Genomic DNA, 18,852 nt, shown 5'->3' with positions numbered 1-18,852 from the left:
ACGACCGCGACGGACCCGCCTCCGTAGCGTCGGAGGCATGCAGAACCACACCTCCACCGTCGTGGCGCGCGTCGAGAACGTGCGCAAGCTCTACGGAAGCACCCCGCCCGTCGTCGCCCTCGACGGCGTCACCCTCTCGATCGAGCGCGGAGAGTTCACCGCGATCATGGGGCCCAGCGGCTCCGGCAAGTCGACCCTGATGCACGTGCTCGCGGGGCTCGACTCCGCCTCCGAGGGCCGCGTGCTCCTCGGCGACGTCGAGATCACCGCGATGGGCGACGCCGAGCTCACACTGCTGCGCCGCCGCAGCGTCGGCTTCGTCTTCCAGGCGTTCAACCTCGTCCCGACCCTCGACGTGCGCGGCAACATCCGCCTCCCGTTCGAGCTCGACGGCCGGGCGGTCACCGCCGAGGAGGAGGAGTGGATCGGGCGCCTGATCGAGTCGCTGGGGCTCCGCGAGCGCCTCACCCACCGCCCGTACGAGCTGTCGGGCGGACAGCAGCAGCGCGTCGCCATCGCGCGGGCGCTGGCCACCCGTCCGCAGCTCGTCTTCGCCGACGAGCCCACCGGCAACCTCGACTCCCGGACCGGCCGGGAGGTTCTGGCCCTGCTGCGCGCCTCGACCCGCGAGTACGGGCAGTCGATCGCGATGGTGACCCACGACCCGATCGCCGCGTCCTACGCCGACCGCATCGTCTTCCTCCGCGACGGGGTCGTCGTCGACGACCGCCGGGGGATGAGCGCCGAGGAGGTCTCGCGCGCCATGCTCGAGATGGAGCGTGCAGCGTGAGCCGCATCAGGACCGGCTCGCGGCAGGGCGGAGGCGCGGTCGTCACCGTCGCCGCGCTCTCCGCGACCTTCGGCGGCATCCTCGTCCAGCTCATCGTCGACCTCACCGTCGCGTTCGACGCGGCCGGCCTCACCGGCATCGCCCAGATCGCCGTCACCCTCGCGGTCGTGGGCGGCGTCTTCTTCGGCATCGCGGTGTTCGTCGGAGGCATCGTCACGGCCAACGCCGTCTCGACCGTCATCGCCGGCCGGACCCGCGAGATCGCCCTGCTGCGCCTGCTCGGCGCCTCCGGCCGCTCGCTCCGCGGCGAGATCGTGCGCGGCGGACTCGTGCAGGGACTCCTCGGCGCGGTGATCGGCGCGGTCGTCGCCGTCGTGCTGGTCGCCGCCGGCGCCGAGATCGCGTTCCAGACCGGCACGCTCACCCGCTTCGCCGTCCCGCTCGCCTCGCCGGGACTGCTGCTGCCGATGCTCGCCGTGATCGCCTCGACCGTCCTCGCCTCGTGGGCGGGCTCCCGCCGCGTGCTCGAGGTCGCTCCGGCGCAGGCCGCCGGCTCCTCCGCCGAGCCCCGCTACGACGAGCTGCGGGGTCGCCGCGGGCGCAACACCGCCGCGATCACGCTGGTGGTCGTCGGGTTCGTGCTGCTCGCGGGAGGAGTCGCGGTGGGTCTCGTCTCGCCGGTCGGCGTGCTGATCGGCCTGGTGGGCGGCATGGTCTCGTTCACGGGGATCATCCTCGGCGCGCCGGTGCTGCTGCCTCCGCTGACCGCTCTCGTCGGGCGGGCGTTCGGCCGCGGCCCTGTGGCGAGGCTCGCCTCGGCCAACGCCATCCGCCACCCCGCGCGCAGTGCGCGAGCGGTCATCGGCCTGGTGATCGGAGTGACGCTGGTGACGATGTTCGCCGTCGCCGCGGAGACGTTCGGCACCGTCATGCGCGCCTCCAGTGACGCGAACCCCGAGGTGATCGCCGCCCTCCAGCAGTTCATCTCGGCCAGCACGGCGATCATGAGCGTCCTGCTCGGGTTCTCGGTCGTGCTCGCGGCGGTCGGCATGGTGAACACGCTGTCGCTGAGCGTGCTGCAGCGCCGACGCGAGCTGGGGCTGCTCCGCGCGCTCGGCTTCACGGCGTCGCAGGTGCGCTCGATGGTCGTGCTCGAGGCGGCCCAGATGATCGTCGCGGCGACCCTGCTCGGGCTGCTCCTCGGCATCGCCTACGGCTGGAGCGGCGCGATCGCAGTGTTCGGCTCGCTGCCCGGCATCGGAGTGATCCCGCCGAGCATCCCCGTGCCGATCCTCGTCGCCGTGGTCGTCGTCGGCACCGTGATCACCGTCGTCTCGGCCGTCGTGCCGGCGCGCCGGGCGACCCGGGTGACTCCGGTCGAGGCGCTCGCCGTCGCCTGACGGTCAGACCACCGAGAAGCCCGCGGCGAGCTGCTCGCGGCCGCTGAGCGCCATCAGGAGCTCCTCGGCCCGACCGGCTCGCGCGGCCAGGGCGCCCGCGAGGGCGCAGCTCGCCTCGACCGCCTCCGCGGGGAGGCCGTGCGGGATGCCGGTGGCCCGTGAGAGGTCGAGGGTGTGCACCACCAGCTCGAGCACGCGGGTGCGCAGGTACTCGCGCAGCTCGAGGGCGTGGGAGCCGATCGCGACGAGGCGGTCGCGGGGCTGCGCGGCGAGGAGGACCGTGGCGCGCGCGAGGTCGTGCGCGACCACCTCGGCCGGCGCATCGCCGAGCCGCGCGCCCGCCTCGACTCCGCGGCGGGCGACCTGGAGCGGGTCCGTCGCAGCGAGGGCCCGGTAGTAGCCGGGAGCGTCGTCGATCGTGCAGCGACCGGGGGCCTCGGCGAGCAGGTAGGTCTCGACGGTGAGGATCGCGCGAGCGGTGTGCCCGGCGAGGCCGCGGACGTCCCACTCGCCCAGACCGGGCTGCGCCCACTGGTCCTCGCCGATCCTCTCCAGCAGGCGGAGGAACGCGGTGGCGGAGCTCTCGAACATCGCGGCGCTGTCCATGGACCACATGCTGGCACGCGAACTGGACCCGTCCGTCGCGCGGCGAGACTCCAGACTGTCGGAGTGAGCATCCGCCGACCCGCCCCCGCCGTCCTCACCGGACGCGTCGTCGTCCTCGAGCCGCTCGGCGACGAGCACGTCGAGCCGCTCTTGCGCGCGATCGCCCGCCCCGAGGTGTTCGCCGGCGGCTACGGCGGCGGCCCCGCCGGTCTCCCGGAGTCGCTCGAGGAGTTCCGCGCCTTCACCCGCCGCTACTACCCGTGGGCGACCGGTACCCCGTACGCCGTGCTGCTCGACGGCCGCGTCGTCGGCACCAGCTCCCTCGCCGACTTCGACGAGAAGAAGGAGGCGGCGCACCTCGGCTGGACCGCCTATGCGCCCGAGGTCTGGGCCACCGCGGTCAATCCCGATGCGAAGCGGCTGCTGCTCGGGCTCGCGTTCGACAGCGGGTACTCGCGGGTGAAGCTGCAGGCCGACGCCGCCAACGCGCGCTCGCGGGCGGCGATCCTCCGTCTGGGGGCGGTGTTCGAGGGCGTGCTGCGCCACGACCAGCGGCGGGCCGACGGCTCCTGGCGCGACACCGCGGTGCACTCGATCCTCGTCGAGGAGTGGCCCGCCGTCCGCGAGGGGCTCGACCGGCGGATCGACGCGCTGCGCTAGCAAGAGCCGGGATGCCGCGCAACGGGATGCCCTGCCCGTTCCCGAGGGGTAGGACAGTCGGATGGATCGCATCCACTACGCGGGCAGCTCCCTCCTCACGGGCAGTGCGATAGCGCGCGCTCTCGTGCGCTACGCCGAGGCGCTCGCCCTGCGCAAGGGCTCGAGGACCGTCGAGATCCCGGTGCGCCGCTCCTCCGGGAGCGACGGCCGCGCATCCCTGCTCATCGGGCCGGCCAGTCAGCTGTTCTCGGAGTCCGAGGATTCGGACGGCGACGAGATGGTCGACGACGAGCTGGTGGCGCGCCTGACGCGCGAGGCGGACGGGCTCGGGGTCTCGCATCCGATCACCGAGACCGACCTGGACGAGGACGCACTGCACGTTCCCGATTTCGACATTCCCCGCTTCCACGACGACGGTGACCGCTGAGGCGCACCGATACACTCGCGATGCCGTCTCCGGCCCTGACCCTGCTGCAACGGCGCGAACTCGAAAGGACACCGATCTGATGGGCCGCCTCATCTACGACTCGACGCTCGAGGCCGATTTCGACGACCGCCTGCTGGCTCACCTGCAGATCGTGATCGGCTCGAAGCTGGCGCGCAACGAGTCGTTCTACTTCTCGTGGAAGGACTCCCAGGCCGTCGGCGACGGTCGCACGTCGATCTGGCTGCACCCGGCGATCCCGCTGCGCTTCAAGTACCACGGCGGCCGTGCACCCGCCATCAATCCGGAGTGGATCCGCCAGCTGGTCGCCGACTCGCACACCGCGCACGGGCTGCGGATCAGCGAGGAGCCGCACGGCGCAAGCCGTCAGACCGAGGAGAGTGCGCTGTGAAGCGGGTCGAGATCACCTACGGCGGGAAGCCGTACAGCCTGCACGACACCTCGGCCGCCGAGGTCCGCGAGAGCGTCGAGCGGGCGCTCGACGGCTCGGCGTCGCGCTGGCTCGCGGTGAACCAGGGCGAGGGCGAGCCGCGGGAGACGTCGATCCTGATCACTCCGGGAGTGGCATTCGCGGTCGCCGACGTCGCGCGCTGACCCGAGGGTGGGGCCTCAGGCCAGGAGCGCCGGGAACTCGCCCGGGATCTCTCGGGCGAGGTAGCCGGCGGGGCCCAGCCGGGCCGCCAGACGCGTGTCAGCCTCCGTGTGCAGGTGGGTCCCCCAGGCCGCGGCGGCGACTCCGCCGGCCCCGCGCGCGCGGAGCCCGGCGGTCGCGCCCGCCAGGACGTCACCGCTGCCCGCTGTGGCGAGGCCCGAGTGCTCCCCGATCACGCGCAGGACGGTCCCCCCGGGGTCGGCGATGACGTTCGAGAGGCTCACGACCGCGTCGTAGCGCCGGGCGATGGCGAGGGCGGCCTGCTCGAGGTCGTCCACGTCCCCGCCCAGCAGGCGCGCGCCCTCCTCGCTGTTGGGCGTGAGCAGCAGGCGCCCCGCGAGTGCCCTGGCCACTCGTCGTTGACCGGGCAGGATGCCGAGCGGGAAGGCGTCGAGGTGCACCGCGGGGACGTCGCGCAGGAGCGGCACCAGAGCGCGGAGGGTCGACGCCGTGGCCTTCGGATCGTCGAGGCCCGGGCCGACGAGGACGACGTCGGCCGAGCCGAGCTCGCCTGAGAGCGCATCGAGGCCGCGGCCCGTGATCGAACCGCTCCGCGACTCCTCCAGGGGGATCACGCCGCACTCCGGCAGCGCGACCGCTGTGGCGGAGGCGACGGACTCCGCCACGCAGAGGGTGATGCGACCGGCACCCACGCGCAATGCGGCGATGCCCGCGAGGATCGCCGCGCCGGGCGTCTTGCGCGCGCCTCCGATGATGACGACGTCACCGCGCGCGTGCTTCGAGCCCTCGGCGGCGGGGAGGGGCCAGTCGCGCTCGAGGAGCGCGCGGTCGATGATCTCACTCATGGGGGTCACCCTCTCCGGCCTCGCGGTCGTCGTGCTCGGTGACCGGAGCGCCGGCCCGGTCGAGGTGCCCCGTGTGGTTGAAGCGCTCGAGCCGCCACCCGTCTCCGTCGCGGAGGAGCCGGGTGACGGAGGCGTTCGCCACCGGAGTGGACGCCCCGATGTCGAGCAGCTCGCGCTCGGTCAGCCCCTCGCAGACCGAGCGGATGATCAGGACGACGGCGTCGTGGCAGAAGAGGGCGACGGGCCCCGTCGGTGCGGTGGCGTCGAGATGGTCGAGGAACGCGCGGACCCGGAGCGCGAGGTCGGTCCACGACTCGCCCCCCGGCGGACGGTAGTAGTACTTGCCGAGCCACTCCCGCCGCGCCGCCTCCTCCGGGAACCGCGCGCGCACTCCGGCGGTGGTCAGGCGGTCGGTGATGCCGAGGTCGCGGTCGCGCAGGCGCTCGTCGGCGCCGAGCGGCAGCTCGAGTCCGGCCTCGGCGAGGGCGAGCCGGGCGGTCGAGGAGGCGCGCAGATAGGGCGAGGTCCACGCGGCGACCGGCGCCGCCTCCGCCGCCAGCCAGCGACCGAGCGCGCGCGCCTGCTCCTCGCCCGCCGGGGAGAGGGTGACGTCGGCGTCGCGGCGGTCGACCTCGATGTCGAGCGCGCCCGCCTTCTCGGCGGCGCTCGCCGCGATGTTCGCCGTGCTCTCGCCGTGGCGCACCAGGAGGAGCTCGGTCGGTCCGGTCGTGCGCGAAGTGGGCATGGCTCCACGCTCCGCCGGGCCGCCTCCTCGGCAAAGGGGTTTGCGCATGACGGTGGTGGCTTGCTAGTCGCCCGGGCGGGAGCGAGCGAGGGTCGTGTCCGGGCTCGTCGGATCCGGTTCGGCTCGTCGGAATCCGCGGCCTCTGCGAGCCGAGCGCGATCGTGCGAGCCGAAGGTCGATCCGGTTCGGGTCGGAGGCGGGGCCGCCGGCCGGCGCCGCCGCGCTAGGGTCGGGGGCGTGAAGCAGACGCGAGCGGCCGCCGTCCTCCTGGCGGTGCTGGCGCTCGCCGGCTGCACCGCTCCGGCAGCGGAGGAGCCCGCCGACACGGCGACGGCGGCCCGCGAGGAGTCGCGCGACCGGGTCGCCACCCTCGTCGACTCGCTCACCGGTCCGCAGGTCGACACGTTCGGGTTCGCGCGCGAGGCGGCCGCGGCGGAGGCGGAGGGCGTCGACCTGATCGGCATCGCCTCCTACGCCGCCGAGACGCCCGAGGGAGCGTTCGGCACGCTGTCGTTCCGCACGCCGGTCGACCCGACCGAGTTCCCCGATGCCGGGACCGACGCGTTCTGCTTCGAGGTGGCCTTCGCCGCCGCAGGTCCGGTCGCGAGCGACGACTCCGGCGACGGCGCGGTCGGGACGATCGACTGCCCGGCCGACGCGACCGTGATCACTCCGCCGCCCGCCTAGGCCGACACCGCCTTCACGACCGCCTTGAGGGTGCCCGGGTCGCCGAGGATCCGGAAGTGCCCGCCCGTCTCGATCCGCACGTTGGTCGCGCCCTCGAGCCTGCTCCCCTCGGGGATGTGCGGGTCGAAGAGCCCGTAGACCGAGGTGATGCGGGCGTTCGCCTCCGGCCGGCTCGACAGCAGCAGCGTCGTGGCGTCGCGGGGAGAGAACGAGCGGAGGCTCTTCAGCGGCAGGTAGGCGGCGTAGCGCGATCCGCCGAACGGCGTCGACACCGCGACCATGCGGTCGACGCGGCCCTCGGGGTCGAGCTCGGTCATCACGTACTTGCCGATCAGCCCGCCCTTGCTGTGCGCGACGACGACGACTCCGCGGAGGTCGTGCTCGGCGAGGTAGGCGGCGACGTCCTCGGCGGTCCTGACCACCGGGCGGCCGTTGCGGCCCAGGCTCGTCAGGACGTGCAGCGGATGCCCGTGCGCGTGCAGCGGGTCGATGATCGGGCGGAGGAAGGACCACGTCTCCCAGATCCCGGGCAGCACCAGGATCGGCCGCAGGTCGCCGCTGAGGTAGTCGTCGGGGGCGCGGCGCGAGAGGACGCCCCGCACCTGCCAGGCGACGGCGTAGGCGTAGTCCTCCGCCCACCAGACGGCGTCGCGGACGAGGTTCCTCACCGTGCCGCCCCGAGGCCCGCGGCGAAGCGGACGAGGGCGCGGGCGAGCGGCTCCGCCTCCGTCCTCGGCACGACATGGCGGGAGGAGCCCATCTCGAGCAGTCGGCCGTCGGAAGCGTGCGCGACGAGGCGCTCGCACCAGTCGCGGGTGCCGACGGGGTCGTCGTGGCCGCGGACGACGAGCACCGGCCGGGTCACGGCCTCGAGGCGGCGCTGGATCGGGTAGTGCAGCATCTCGGGGAGCTGCCGCAGGTACCAGCGCAGGCCTCCGCGCACGTAGTCGGCGAACACGAGCAGGTCGACCGGCACCGGCTCGCCGAGGGTGTCGCGGGCGAGGGCCAGGCCCTGCTGGAGCGCCGTGGGGCGCTGCGGATCGACGACCGGGCCGATCAGCACGACGCCGTCGACGAGATCGGGCGAGCGCGCCGTCAGCTCGACCGCGACCTGGCTGCCCATCGAGTGGCCGACGACGACCGCGCTCTCGACGCCGCGGTCGGCGAGCACGTGCGCGACGAAGCGGGCGTGATCGGCGATGCCGACGCGCTGCTCCGGCGTGCGGTTCGACCCGAAGCCGGCGAGGTCGACGGCGATCACCCGGCCGTGCTCGCGCAGGTGGACGGCGAGCCGGGAGAACGTGTGGTGCGACATCCCGATCCCGTGGATCAGGACGAAGGTGCGCTCCGAGCGGGACGAGCCGGTCGTGTACGAGCGCAGCTCGACACCGTCGATCACGTGGCGCACGGAGGGATCGCGTCGGGGGAGGGGCATGGCCCCAGGGTAGGGACCGGGTCGCCGCACCCGCGCGGGGATGCGCGGCGACCCGCGCGTGGGATAGGGGCTCGGCTGTCAACCGCCTCCGCGCCGCGCTCGGCGCTGCCTAGCCTCGGAGGACGACGGCATCCGCGCCGCCGCGGAGGGACCATCACATGCGCATCGCGATCGTCGGAGCGACGGGCAACCTGGGCACGGCGCTGCTGCGGCGGCTCCGGGACGAGCCGGAGGTGGAGGAGATCGTCGGCGTGGCCCGCCGGCAGGGGCGGCCCCAGTCGCCGGAGTACCGCGATGTGCGCTGGGTCGAGGTGGACGTCGCGTCGAGCGAGGCGCCGCGGCTGCTCCGCGAGGCCTTCACCGGAATGGACGCGGTCGTGCACCTCGCGTGGGCGCTGCAGCCCAGCCACGACGAGCCGTTCCAGCGGCTGGTCGACGTCGGAGGCACCGCCTCGGTGCTCGAGGCTGCCGCGGCCGCGGGGGTGGGACACATCGCCGTCGCCTCGTCGGTCGGCGCCTACAGCGCGGCGTCGAAGACGACCCGCGTCGACGAGAGCTGGCCGACGGGCGGGCTGCACACCTCGACCTACAGTCGGCACAAGGCGGCGAACGAGCGCGCCCTCGATGCGTTCGAGGCGAAGCACCCGGAGGTGGTGGTCACCAGGCTGCGCCCGGGGCTCGTGTTCCAGCGCGGTGCGGCGACCGAGATCGCGGGGCTGTTCGCCGGGCCGCGGTACCCGACGCGGTGGCTCCGGGTCGTCCGGCCGCCGGTGCTGCCGCTGCCGCGCACGCTGATCTTCCAGGGGGTGCACGCCGACGACGTGGCGGACGCGTTCTGGCGGGCGCTCGACCGCCGGGCCGGCGGGGCGTTCAACATCGCCGCGGAGCCGGTGCTCACGCCCCAGCGCATCGCCGACCTCGTCGGGTCGCGCCTCGTCACGGTGCCGGCGGGTCTCCTCCGGGGGATCGTGAGCGCGACCTGGCGGCTGCGACTCCAGCGCACGGACGCCGGCTGGCTCGACATCGCGACGAACGTGCCGATCATGTCGACCGAGAGGGCGCGGTCGGTGCTCGGCTGGGAGCCGACGCGCACCGCCGAGGAGGCGCTCGCCGAGCTGCTCGACGGCCTCGCCGACCGCGCCACGGTCGCGGGCTCGCCACCGCTGCGCGGCTGAGCCTGCGGGTCGGGTTCGAGCATTCAGGAGGCGCTTGCTCGCCTGCGTGCTGCCAGCGGCCGTCGCATCCCATGCTGGTCGAGTAGCCCCGCAGGGGCGTATCGAGACCCACCAGCGTCAGCAGTGGAGGCTTCTGCCCTCGCCTTCTGACGGACATGGATCTCGATACGCCCGCGGTGCGGGCTACTCGATCAGCGAGGAACGGGGCGACGCGCTTCAGTGGAGCAGTTCCCTGCCCCGGCCTTCTGACGGACGTGGATCTCGATACGCCCGCTGCGCGGGCTACTCGATCAGCTGGGACGGGCGGGCGCGTGCCCGCGCTGCCGCGGCCGTCAGGCCTCGTCGGAGACGCGGATGAGCACCTTGCCGGTCACACCGTGCTCGACCGCGTCGTGGGCGGCGGCCGTCTCCTCGAGGGGGAACCACGTGATCGGCAGGCCTGCGGCCTCGCCGACGGGCAGAGCGCCGTCCTCGAGCGCGGCGGTGATGTCCTCGGCGGCGGCCGCCAGGGGCTCGTCGCCGACGGTGTAGAGCAGGAGTCCCTGCCAGCGCGCGTTCTTCGCGAAGCTCGCGACGATCGGCACCGAGAACTCGTCTCCGTTGTTGTTCGCGTAGTAGCCGATGCTGCCGTGGTTGGCGAGCACCTCGACGTCGAGGTCGGCGTTCTGGGCGGGCGCGACCTCGACGATCTGGTCGACTCCGTCGGGGGCGATCTCGAGGATCCGCGCCGCGAGCGCCTCGTCGGGATACTGCAGCACGTGGTGCGCGCCGGCCGCCGTGGCGAGCGCGGCCTTGCCGTCGCTGCTCACGGTGGCGATCACCGTCGCCCCGGCCCAGACCGCGAGCTGGATCGCCGCGTGGCCGACCGCTCCGGCCCCGCCCTGCACGAGGACCGTGCGACCGGCGAGCGCACCGGGAGACAGCCGCGCGGGCCCGTGCGCGTGCACGGTCAGCGCGCGGTGCGCCGTCATCGCCGGGACGCCGAGGCTCGCGCCGAGATCGAAGCCGATGCCGTCGGGCAGGCGGACGACGCGGTTCGCGGGGAGGACGGTCCACTCCTGCGCCGTGCCGGTCGGGCGGCGGTGGGCGGCCAGGTGCACCCAGACGCGATCGCCGAGGGCCAGACCCTCGACTCCGTCGCCGACCGCGTCGACGACTCCTGCGCCGTCCTGATTCGGCACGACCTCGTCGAAGGCGAGATCGCCCGTCGCACGGGCCTTCCAGTCGGTCGGGTTCACTCCGGAGGCGACCACGCGCACCCGGACCTCCCCGGCGCCGGGGGCGGCGGGTCCGCGGTCGACGAGCGAGAGGACGGAGGAGGCGCCGGTGCGGGAGTAGACGATGGATCTCATGCTTGCGACAAGAGCCGCGGGCTCGGAGGTATTCCCGAGACGACGAAGGGGCGCCCGATCCGCAGATCGAGCGCCCCTGGGAGTCGTGCAGGCTCTAAGCCTGGCCGTTCTCCTGCACCGCGTGCTTGGCCTCGCGGGCCGAGTCCTTGACGTCGTCGGTGGCGGAGGTCCCCGCCTCCTTGACGTTCTGCGCGGCGTCGGTCGCGGTCTCCTTCACCGAGGCGAAGGCCTGCTGGGCGGGCTCGCGGAGCTCGCCGGCGGCGTCCTTCGCGGCCTCGGTGACCTTGTCGACGACCGGCTGGGCCGTCTCCTTGACCTTCGAGGCGGCCTGCTTCTCGGCGCTGGAGGCCGGGATCAGCGACGCCACGAGCATGCCGGCGCCGAGCGCGATCAGGCCGACCGCGAGCGGGTTGCCCTCGGCCTTGCCCTTGACCGAGCCGGCGGCGCCCTTGACGGAGTCCGCGCCTCCGGAGACGGAGTCGCCCGCGTCGTGCGCGGCGCCCATCACGCGGTCGCGGACGGAGCCGACGGCCGACTTCACCTTGTCGGTCTGCCGCTGCGCGATGGCGCTGGGGCTGACCTTCTCGGCGAGGGCGTCGACGTCGCCGCCGAGCTCGAGGCGGGTGCGCTCGATCTCGGCCCGGATCTCCTCCGGCGTCTTGTTCGAGTAGTCAGTGCTTGCAGAGTCGTACGTCATCGTCCTGCCCCGTTCGGCTTGAGGGTTTCGGGAATCTTCTTGAGGGAGTCGACCGTCTCGGGTGCGCCCTCGACGGTCTTCAGGCTCTTGCGCCCGACGGAGTACAGGATCGCGGCGACGATGCCCCAGATCACGGCGACGACGACTCCGGACCAGCCGTTGCCGATCAGAGTGCCGAGCGCCCACCAGAGGGCGATCGAGAGGAACAGCACGGCCATGATCGCCGCGTAGCCGGCGCCGCCCAGGAGGCCTGCGCCCTTGCCCGCCTTGCCGGCGGACTCCTTGAGCTCGGCCTTGGCGAGCGCCATCTCCTGGCGGATCAGGGTCGAGAGGTCGCGCGAGACCTCGCCGAGCAGGTCGCCGAGCGACGTGCTGCCCGCGCGCTGGTCGGGGGTCGGCTCGCCCAGTCCGGCGCGATGCGCTCCGGAGGAGTCGGTCACGGTCGGAGTCCCGTCGGGAAGGAGTCGTAGCCGGCCGAGGTCGTCGGCACGCTCAGCGGGTCGGCGATCGGCTCGGTGGGGAGGTGATCGGTGCTCGACGTGCCGTAGGTCGAGGCGGCCGGAGCGGCGAACTCGGGGCCGGACGTGTCGGTCGCGGCCTCCTTCTCATCCTTGGCCTCGGCGGTGAGGGCGCGGACCAGGCGGCCGGCGACGAGGCCGGTCGCGGCGGCGAGCAGGATGAACGCTCCCGGGCGGCGGCGGGCGAACGACTTCACGTCCTCCAGCAGCTCGGCCGGCTCGCGGTCCTCGAGCCAGGTGGCGACGCCCTGGGCGCGGCCGGCGAGGTTCGAGACGAGGTTCGCGGCCATGTTGTCCTGGCCGCCCTCGCCGTTCGCGAGCGAGGTCAGGTCGTCGCTGAAGGCGCGGGCGCCCTTGGCGGCGTTCTCCTTCTGGGCGTGGGCCTGCTCGGTGAGCTGGCCGCGGCTCTGGTCGAGGAGGTCCTTGACCTGGGTCTTGGCCTCCTGGGCGACGTTGGCCGCCTCCTCCTTGCCGGTGGCGAGGACGTCGCCCGCGGCCTGCTTGGCGTCGCCGGCGACCGAGGCGGCCTGGTCCTTGGCGGCACCGACCTGCTCCTTGGCGGCGTCGACCTTGCCGGACGCGCCGGAGCCCGTGGAGTGGGACGTCGCGGTGGTGGTCTCGTCGAAGGTCGTGTCGGTCGCGGCGAAGTTCGCGGCGCCGTCTCCGAACGGAGGTGTAGCGGGATCGATGGTAGACATCGTCGTTCCCTTCCAGGATCGAGTGGGGGATGGATGCGTGCCGGCGTCGCCAGTCTGCGAGGCGCCCGCCAGCAGGGACAGGCGGTAGCGCTCGGGCCCCGGACGGGGCTACCATCGCGCGCCCCTCCGATGCGGGGCGTCCGCGGGCGGGGGGAGGAGAAGTCAAGCCCCTGCTGTCGCGCGGAAGGCCCGCCTAGCGTCGCCCGTATGACTTCCCTCCGGCTCGATCCGCCCGCTCGAACCGTCGGCCGCGTTCTGGGAGCGCTCGGCGCCTCCGCCCTGCTGGTCGGACTGCTAGCGGGCTGCACGGGCGACGCGCAGACTCCGGTGCAGTCGGGCATCGTGGTACCGACGAGCGCCGACGACGGGTCGAGCCAGACGCCGACCAACGAGCCGTCGCAGACGGTCCCCTCCGAGACGGCTACGCCCGCGACCTGATCGCGGGGGTGAATCGTGGCACTCGAGTGGTGCCCGGGCAAGCCCCTCCCCGCGCACAGGGGACAGGCAGCCTCCACTCCTACGGTCGGGTCATCACGTACCACGCACGACCGATCACGAAGGAGGCACCGCAATGGGGCTCGATGACAAGATCAAGAACGCTGCTCAGGACATCGCCGGCAAGGCGAAGGAAGCACTGGGCGAGCACAAGAACGACGACAGCCTGAAGGCCGAAGGCCAGAAGGACCAGGCCGCAGCGTCGACCAAGAAGGTCGGCGAGGACGTCAAGGACGTCTTCAAGTAGGTCTCACCACACGAAGGCGGCGTCCCCACGGGGGCGCCGCCTTCGTCGTTCCCGGAGCATCAACGCCCGTGCTGATCGAGCCCGCAGGCCCACAGGGGCGACGCCCCGTGCTGGTCGAGTAGCCCCGCAGGGGCGTATCGAGACCCACCAGCGTCAGAAGGGAGGGAGTGCAGATCTCCTCTCCGGACGGAGGTGGGTCTCGATACGCCCGCTCCGCGGGCTACTCGACCAGCGAGGGGAGCCCTACGGCTGCAGCACGACCTTGATGCAGCCGTCCTCCTTCTTCTGGAACGTCTCGTAGAGGCCCGGCGCGTCCTCGAGGGGTGCGCGGTGGGTGACGAGGTCCATGACGCCGAGCGGATCGCTCGAGTCCTCGACCAGCGGCAGCACGTCGTCGATCCAGTGCTTCACGTTGCACTGGCCCATCTTCATGGTGACCTGCTTGTCGAACATCGACTTCAGCGGCATCGGATCGGCCTCGCCTCCGTAGACCCCGCTCAGCGAGACGGTGCCGCCGCGGCGCACCAGGTCGAGCGAGGCGTGCACCGCCGCCATCCGGTCGACGCCGACGGTGTCCATCGCCTTGCGCGCGATCGGGTCGGGCAGCAGCCCGGCCATCGACTGCGCGAACGACTCGACGGGCGAGCCGTGCGCCTCCATGCCGACCGCGTCGATGACGGAGTCGGGGCCCCGGCCGTCGGTGAGGTCGCGCAGCTCGGCGAGCACGTCGTCCGCGAGGTCGAACACCTCGACGCCGTGGCGCGCGGCCATGGCGCGGCGCTCGGCGACCGGGTCGATCGCCATCACGCGGTAGCCGCGGTGCAGCCCGATGCGGGCGGCGAGCTGGCCGACCGGTCCGAGGCCGAAGACGACGAGCGAGCCTCCGTCGGGGACCTGCGCGTAGTCGACGCCCTGCCAGGCGGTCGGCACGATGTCGCTGAGGAAGAGGTAGCGCTCGTCGGGCAGATCGGTTCCGACGACCACGGTGTTGTAGTCGGCGAGCGGCACGCGGAGCAGCTCCGCCTGACCGCCGGGGACCTGGCCGTACATCTTGGTGAAGCCGAACAGCGAGGCGCCGGAGCCGTACTCGGTGACCTGCGTCGTCTCGCACTGCGACTGCAGACCGTTCCGGCACATGAAGCACTCGCCGCAGGAGATGTTGAAGGGGACGACGACGCGGTCGCCGACCTTGAGCTTCGTGATGGCGCTGCCGACCTCCTCGACGATGCCCATCGGCTCGTGGCCGAGCACGTCGCCCTTGTCGAGGTAGGGGCCGAGGATCCGGTACAGGTGCAGGTCCGAGCCGCAGATCGCCGTCGAGGTGATGCGGACGATCGCGTCGGTGGGCTGCTGGATGCGGGGGTCGGGAACGGTCTCGACCGAGACCTTCTCGACGCCCTGCCAGGTGAGTGCGCGCATTGCTGCTCCGTTCTGTCCGGCCGACGCCGGACGTTCCCCTCCACGCCACACCCCGCGCGCCGGAGGAGGCAGGGGGTTGACGGCTGTCGGCGCGGGTCTCGCAGCGGATGCTCGGCTCCGATGCGGCGTGCACCGGGCGTTCACCTCGCACTCGGGTGATCAGTGGTGGGATGGGGGCATGGATGCCATCTACACCGCTATCGCCCACGCCTCCGGTGGAGGACGCGACGGCCACGTCCGCACCGAGGACGACCGCCTCGACCTCGACACCCGCCCGCCGAAGGAGCTCGGAGGCTCCGGAGACGGGACCAACCCCGAGCAGCTCTTCGCCGCCGGGTTCTCGGCCTGCTTCCTCAGCGCCCTGCACGGCGCCGGCCGCGAGCTGAAGATCGACACCACCGATGCGGCTGTCTCGGCGAGCGTCTCGATCGGCAAGAACGACGAGGGCTTCGGCCTCGCGGTCGAGCTCGACATCTACGTGCCCAAGGCGAGTCCCGAGGACGCCCACAAGGTCGCCGAGAAGGCGCACACGCTGTGCCCGTACTCGAACGCCACGCGCGGCAACGTCCCGGTCACGCTCAGCATCGTCGACTGACGCGACTCTCACGAAGGCCCCCTCTCGCTTCCGGGAGGGGGCCTTCGTCGTCGGTTAGGGTCGAGAGCATGACCGACGACGTGGCGCGCGACGAGGCCGAGGCACGGGCCGAGCTCGAGCAGATCCGGCAGAGCATCGACAACATCGATGCGGCCCTCATCCACCTGCTCGCGGAGCGCTTCAAGTTCACGCAGAAGGTCGGGCGGCTGAAGGCGGCGCACGGGCTGCCGGCCGCCGATCTCGACCGCGAGGCGCGTCAGATCGCCCGGCTGCGGGCGCTCGCGGAGGAGTCGCACCTCGACCCCGCGTTCGCGGAGAAGTTCCTCGGCTTCATCGTCGCCGAGGTCATCCACCACCACGAGCGCATCGCGAGCGGCGCGGCCGACTGACCTGCTCCGCGGCCGCGCTGCGCCCCCTTGCTGATCGAGTAGCCCGCGCAGCGGGCGTATCGAGATCCACGTCCGTCAGAAGGCCGGATCTGAGGACCGGTCTGCTGACGCTGGTGGGTCTCGATACGCCCCTGCGGGGCTACTCGACCAGCATGCATGGCGACGGGCGTCGACTTCGCGGAGCGCTGTTCCATCCCGCGTCACGGACCCCTTCTCCGCGCTGCGCCCCCTTGCTGATCGAGTAGCCCGCGCAGCGGGCGTATCGAGACGACGTCCTTCAGAAGGCCGGATCTGAGGACCGATCTGCTGACGCTGGTGGGCCTCGATACGCCCCTGCGGGGCTACTCGACCAGCATGCATGGCGACGGGCGTCGACTTCGCGGAGCGCTGTTCCATCCCGCGTCACGGACCCCTTCTCCGCGCTGCGCCCCCTTGCTGATCGAGTAGCCCGCGCAGCGGGCGTATCGAGATCCACGTCCGTCAGAAGCCCGGATCTGAGGACCGATCTGCTGACGCTGGTGGGCCTCGATACGCCCCTGCGGGGCTACTCGACCAGCATGCATGGCGACGGGCGTCGACTTCGCGGAGCGCTGTTCCATCCCGCGTCACGGACCGCTACTCCGCGCTGCGCCCCTTGCTGATCGAGTAGCCCGCGCAGCTGGCGTATCGAGATCGACGTCCGTCAGAAGGCCGGATCTGAGGACCGATCTGCTGACGATGGTGGGTCTCGATACGCCCCTGCGGGGCTACTCGACCAGCATGCTCGCCGGGCCTACGCCTCCGCGGGGCGGCGGAGGGCGCGGACCGACACGACGCGGCGGCGGGCGATCGCGGCGACGGTCAGCAGCAGGCCGAAGAGCAGCCAGATCACGAGGCCGACGACCGAGCCGCCGACACCTCCCGAGCCCTCGACCACGCCCGACAGCGCGGTCTGCGCGGCCGACAGCGGCAGGAACCCGAGGGCGTCGTCGAACACGCCCGGCACCGTCGAGATGATGCCGGCGCCGAGCCCGATGACCGCCGCGAGCATCGCGATGAAGCGGCCCGTGCCTCCGAGCAGGGCGACCAGGCCCTGGTTGACGGCGGCGAACGAGGCGCCGACGAGCATCGACAGCAGGGTGAAGCCGACGAACGTCCACGGCTCGAGGTCGGCGACGAACTGCATGACGATCGCCACCGCCAGTCCCTGCACGAGGCCGATCACGAGCGCCGGCACGTAGGAGGAGAGGGCGAGCGCCGCGGACGAGCGGGTCGACGAGAGCGCGCGGTGCGAGAACGCGGCGAGCACGAGGAAGCTGGCGAGCGCTCCGAGCCACAGTGCGATCGTCGTGAAGAACGGCACGCTCGAGGCTCCGAACAGGGTGGTCGACGAGCTCGCGTTCTCGACCGGATCGGCGACGACGTCGGCGAGGTTCGTCGACTCCGCGTCGGTGTAGGTCGGCAGCTGCGCCACGGCCGCGTCGAGGCCGGTGGCGAGAGTGCGGGTGCCGTCGGCGAGCTGCACGGCGCCGTCCGAGACGCCGGTCGCTCCGTCGGCCAGCTGGTCGGCTCCGTCGGCGGCGGAGGCGGCTCCCGTGGCGAGCTGCGCGGCTCCGTCGGCCGCGGAGGCGGCTCCGGTCGCGAGCTGGGCGGCTCCGGTCGAGGCCGAGGCGGCTCCTGTCGCCAGCTGCGCGGCTCCATCGGAGGCCGACGCGGCGCCGGTCGACAGCGCGGCGGCACCCTGAGCGGCGGTGGCGGCTCCGGTGGCGAGCTGCGAGAGCCCGCCGGCCAGGCTGCGCGCGCCGGCGGCCGACTGCTGGGTGCCCGCGACGAGCGAGGGCTGCCCGTCGGTGCCGTCGTTGATGCCCGATGCGATCCCCGCCGTGTACTGCGCCGTCGCGCCCGCCTGGTAGAGCGCGCCGTTCTGGTTGGTGGTGTCGAGCTGGGTGCCGGCCTCGGCGAGGATCGCCGCGCAGACCGGGTCGGTCGCCGCGCACGATTCCGCCAGCGCGGCGATCGTGCCGAGCGAGGTGCCGGTGGTGGTCGCCGACTGGGCGGCGACTCCGGAGGCGGTGGACGCGGTCTGCCCGAGCGCCGCGACTCCCGCTGCGAGCCCGTCGAGCCCGTCGGCGAGGCCGGTCGCCCCGTCGGCCGACTGCTGCGTGCCGGTCGCGAGCTGCGAGACGCCGCCCGAGAGGTCGGAGGCGCCGGTGCCGAGCTGCGCGACTCCGTCGGCGAGCGAGGACGCGCCGGTGCCGACCTGGGCGACTCCGTCGGCGAGCGACGAGGCGCCCGTGCCGACCTGCGCGACTCCGTCCGAGAGCGCGGAGGCGCCGGTCGCGAGGTCGTCGATGCCCGTTGCGAGCGACGAGGTGCCGTCGGCGAGCGAGGAGGCGCCCGTGCCCAGCTCGTCGGCGCCGTCGGCGAGGGTGCCGGCGCCGTCGGCCGCCTGGCCGATCTGCTCGTTCAGCGTGTTGAAGCCGACGTAGACGTTCTCGAGGTAGGCGGTGGTCAGCTGCGTGTTGAGCAGCGACGTGGCCGTGCTGGTCACCGTCGCCGAGATGGCGTCGTCGACGAGCTTGGCCTTGTCGCTCGTCGCGATGTCGATGGTCGCCTTGGTGGCCTCGGCCGCGTCTCCGGAGTAGGAGGTGGCGGCGGCGGAGAACTCGGAGGGGATCGTGACGACGGTCGCGTACGTGCCGTCGGCGAGCCCCTGCGCGGCGTCGTCCTTGTCGGTGAGGACCCAGGTGAAGTTGCCCGACGAGTCGGAGCCCGAGACGTTGGGCACCGGGGTCGGCGACGCCGTGGCGGTGCTCTCGGTGCCTCCCGTCACGAGCCCTGCCGCGAGCTGGCGGCCGAGCGGCACGGTCTGGCCGTTGATCTCGACGGGGGTGTCCTCGTTCACGACCGCGGCCGTGATCTGGTCGAGGCGGTCGGTCGGGTTCCACAGCGCCCAGACGAGCAGGCCGCCGATCGCGAGGGGCACCAGGACGATGCCGAGAAGGGTCAGCCAGGACACCTTCTTGACGCCGCGCGGGCGTTCGAGGGAGAGCAGAGCCATG

The 18,852-nt window shown here is 72.8% G+C and carries 23 protein-coding genes; 12 read left to right on the top strand and 11 right to left on the bottom strand.

The annotated features are described in order from the left end of the window. Positions 1-37 precede the first annotated feature (37 nt). Both GRS92_RS09835 and GRS92_RS09830 read left to right on the top strand, forming a co-directional pair. A complete protein-coding gene (locus tag GRS92_RS09835; RefSeq protein ID WP_159855745.1) occupies positions 38-790 on the top strand; it encodes an ABC transporter ATP-binding protein in 753 nt (250 codons plus the stop codon). Next, positions 787-2,190 carry an ABC transporter permease gene (locus tag GRS92_RS09830; RefSeq protein WP_159855743.1) on the top strand — a complete coding sequence of 468 codons (1,404 nt, stop codon included), beginning with the start codon at positions 787-789 and terminating at the stop codon, positions 2,188-2,190. The genes GRS92_RS09835 and GRS92_RS09830 overlap by 4 nt, the downstream gene beginning before the upstream one ends. A gap of 3 nt (positions 2,191-2,193) precedes the next feature. Here GRS92_RS09830 and GRS92_RS09825 read toward each other — a convergent pair whose 3' ends face one another. Next, entirely contained in the window at positions 2,194-2,796 is a 603-nt protein-coding gene (locus tag GRS92_RS09825) for a maleylpyruvate isomerase N-terminal domain-containing protein (protein ID WP_159855741.1), read from the bottom strand. Between the two features lie 63 nt (positions 2,797-2,859). On the opposite strand from GRS92_RS09825, the gene GRS92_RS09820 reads away from it, so the two are divergent. The 4 genes from GRS92_RS09820 to GRS92_RS09805 all read left to right on the top strand — a co-directional run bounded on the left by GRS92_RS09820 (position 2,860) and on the right by GRS92_RS09805 (position 4,495). Further along, positions 2,860-3,456 carry a GNAT family N-acetyltransferase gene (locus GRS92_RS09820; protein WP_159855739.1) on the top strand — a complete coding sequence of 199 codons (597 nt, stop codon included), beginning with the start codon at positions 2,860-2,862 and terminating at the stop codon, positions 3,454-3,456. A gap of 61 nt (positions 3,457-3,517) precedes the next feature. Beyond that, positions 3,518-3,883 (top strand): hypothetical protein, encoded by a 366-nt coding sequence (locus GRS92_RS09815; RefSeq protein ID WP_159855737.1) that lies wholly within the window; start codon positions 3,518-3,520, stop codon positions 3,881-3,883. A gap of 79 nt (positions 3,884-3,962) precedes the next feature. Next, positions 3,963-4,292: a DUF7882 family protein gene (locus GRS92_RS09810; RefSeq protein WP_159855735.1), complete on the top strand. Its 330-nt coding sequence runs from the start codon at positions 3,963-3,965 to the stop codon at positions 4,290-4,292. Beyond that, the gene (locus GRS92_RS09805) at positions 4,289-4,495 is read left to right on the top strand and encodes a hypothetical protein (RefSeq protein ID WP_159855733.1); all 207 of its coding nucleotides are present in this window, start codon (positions 4,289-4,291) and stop codon (positions 4,493-4,495) included. Before GRS92_RS09810 ends, GRS92_RS09805 begins: the two co-directional genes overlap by 4 nt. A gap of 15 nt (positions 4,496-4,510) precedes the next feature. On the opposite strand, the gene GRS92_RS09800 is transcribed toward GRS92_RS09805, so the two are convergent. Both GRS92_RS09800 and GRS92_RS09795 read right to left on the bottom strand, forming a co-directional pair. Beyond that, positions 4,511-5,359 carry an ADP-dependent NAD(P)H-hydrate dehydratase gene (locus GRS92_RS09800; RefSeq protein ID WP_159855731.1) on the bottom strand — a complete coding sequence of 283 codons (849 nt, stop codon included), beginning with the start codon at positions 5,357-5,359 and terminating at the stop codon, positions 4,511-4,513. After that, positions 5,352-6,104 (bottom strand): histidine phosphatase family protein, encoded by a 753-nt coding sequence (locus GRS92_RS09795; protein ID WP_159855729.1) that lies wholly within the window; start codon positions 6,102-6,104, stop codon positions 5,352-5,354. Before GRS92_RS09795 ends, GRS92_RS09800 begins: the two co-directional genes overlap by 8 nt. A gap of 237 nt (positions 6,105-6,341) precedes the next feature. On the opposite strand from GRS92_RS09795, the gene GRS92_RS09790 reads away from it, so the two are divergent. Beyond that, on the top strand, positions 6,342-6,791 hold the full coding sequence (locus GRS92_RS09790; protein ID WP_159855727.1) for a hypothetical protein: 450 nt from the start codon (positions 6,342-6,344) through the stop codon (positions 6,789-6,791). On the opposite strand, the gene GRS92_RS09785 is transcribed toward GRS92_RS09790, so the two are convergent. Next, positions 6,788-7,459: an esterase/lipase family protein gene (locus tag GRS92_RS09785; protein ID WP_159855725.1), complete on the bottom strand. Its 672-nt coding sequence runs from the start codon at positions 7,457-7,459 to the stop codon at positions 6,788-6,790. The genes GRS92_RS09790 and GRS92_RS09785 overlap by 4 nt on opposite strands. Continuing rightward, on the bottom strand, positions 7,456-8,226 hold the full coding sequence (locus GRS92_RS09780) for an alpha/beta fold hydrolase (protein WP_159855723.1): 771 nt from the start codon (positions 8,224-8,226) through the stop codon (positions 7,456-7,458). The genes GRS92_RS09785 and GRS92_RS09780 overlap by 4 nt, the downstream gene beginning before the upstream one ends. A 158-nt stretch (positions 8,227-8,384) precedes the next feature. Here GRS92_RS09780 and GRS92_RS09775 point away from each other — a divergent pair, with 158 nt between their 5' ends. Further along, positions 8,385-9,401 (top strand): NAD-dependent epimerase/dehydratase family protein, encoded by a 1,017-nt coding sequence (locus GRS92_RS09775; RefSeq protein ID WP_159855721.1) that lies wholly within the window; start codon positions 8,385-8,387, stop codon positions 9,399-9,401. Between the two features lie 332 nt (positions 9,402-9,733). Here GRS92_RS09775 and GRS92_RS09770 read toward each other — a convergent pair whose 3' ends face one another. The 4 genes from GRS92_RS09770 to GRS92_RS09755 all read right to left on the bottom strand — a co-directional run bounded on the left by GRS92_RS09770 (position 9,734) and on the right by GRS92_RS09755 (position 12,666). Next, a complete protein-coding gene (locus GRS92_RS09770; protein WP_159855719.1) occupies positions 9,734-10,753 on the bottom strand; it encodes an NADPH:quinone reductase in 1,020 nt (339 codons plus the stop codon). Between the two features lie 94 nt (positions 10,754-10,847). After that, positions 10,848-11,450 (bottom strand): DUF3618 domain-containing protein, encoded by a 603-nt coding sequence (locus GRS92_RS09765; protein ID WP_159855717.1) that lies wholly within the window; start codon positions 11,448-11,450, stop codon positions 10,848-10,850. Next, on the bottom strand, positions 11,447-11,890 hold the full coding sequence (locus tag GRS92_RS09760; protein ID WP_235021917.1) for a phage holin family protein: 444 nt from the start codon (positions 11,888-11,890) through the stop codon (positions 11,447-11,449). The genes GRS92_RS09765 and GRS92_RS09760 overlap by 4 nt, the downstream gene beginning before the upstream one ends. Continuing rightward, the gene (locus tag GRS92_RS09755; protein WP_159855715.1) at positions 11,887-12,666 is read right to left on the bottom strand and encodes a hypothetical protein; all 780 of its coding nucleotides are present in this window, start codon (positions 12,664-12,666) and stop codon (positions 11,887-11,889) included. Before GRS92_RS09755 ends, GRS92_RS09760 begins: the two co-directional genes overlap by 4 nt. Positions 12,667-12,873: 207 nt before the next feature. Between GRS92_RS09755 and GRS92_RS09750 the strand changes: the two genes are divergently transcribed. Together GRS92_RS09750 and GRS92_RS09745 are read left to right on the top strand one after the other, a co-directional pair. Further along, positions 12,874-13,104 (top strand): hypothetical protein, encoded by a 231-nt coding sequence (locus GRS92_RS09750; RefSeq protein ID WP_159855713.1) that lies wholly within the window; start codon positions 12,874-12,876, stop codon positions 13,102-13,104. 133 nt (positions 13,105-13,237) lie between these two features. Continuing rightward, positions 13,238-13,408, top strand: a complete 171-nt coding sequence (locus GRS92_RS09745) for a CsbD family protein (RefSeq protein ID WP_159855711.1) — start codon at positions 13,238-13,240, stop codon at positions 13,406-13,408. A gap of 243 nt (positions 13,409-13,651) precedes the next feature. Here the strand turns inward: GRS92_RS09745 and GRS92_RS09740 are convergent, their stop codons facing one another. Further along, on the bottom strand, positions 13,652-14,827 hold the full coding sequence (locus tag GRS92_RS09740) for a zinc-dependent alcohol dehydrogenase (protein WP_159855709.1): 1,176 nt from the start codon (positions 14,825-14,827) through the stop codon (positions 13,652-13,654). Positions 14,828-15,005: 178 nt separating this feature from the next. Between GRS92_RS09740 and GRS92_RS09735 the strand changes: the two genes are divergently transcribed. Together GRS92_RS09735 and GRS92_RS09730 are read left to right on the top strand one after the other, a co-directional pair. Continuing rightward, the gene (locus GRS92_RS09735) at positions 15,006-15,422 is read left to right on the top strand and encodes an organic hydroperoxide resistance protein (RefSeq protein ID WP_159855707.1); all 417 of its coding nucleotides are present in this window, start codon (positions 15,006-15,008) and stop codon (positions 15,420-15,422) included. Between the two features lie 68 nt (positions 15,423-15,490). Beyond that, on the top strand, positions 15,491-15,811 hold the full coding sequence (locus GRS92_RS09730) for a chorismate mutase (protein ID WP_159855705.1): 321 nt from the start codon (positions 15,491-15,493) through the stop codon (positions 15,809-15,811). Positions 15,812-16,583: 772 nt separating this feature from the next. Here GRS92_RS09730 and GRS92_RS09725 read toward each other — a convergent pair. After that, entirely contained in the window at positions 16,584-18,851 is a 2,268-nt protein-coding gene (locus GRS92_RS09725; RefSeq protein ID WP_159855703.1) for a YhgE/Pip domain-containing protein, read from the bottom strand. Between the last annotated feature and the right edge of the window lies 1 nt (position 18,852).

The sequence above is a fragment of the Rathayibacter sp. VKM Ac-2754 genome (assembly GCF_009807095.1).
Lineage (GTDB): Bacteria > Actinomycetota > Actinomycetes > Actinomycetales > Microbacteriaceae > Rathayibacter.
Note: the sequence above shows the minus strand (reverse complement) of the source record. Positions and strands in the feature narration are given on the sequence as shown.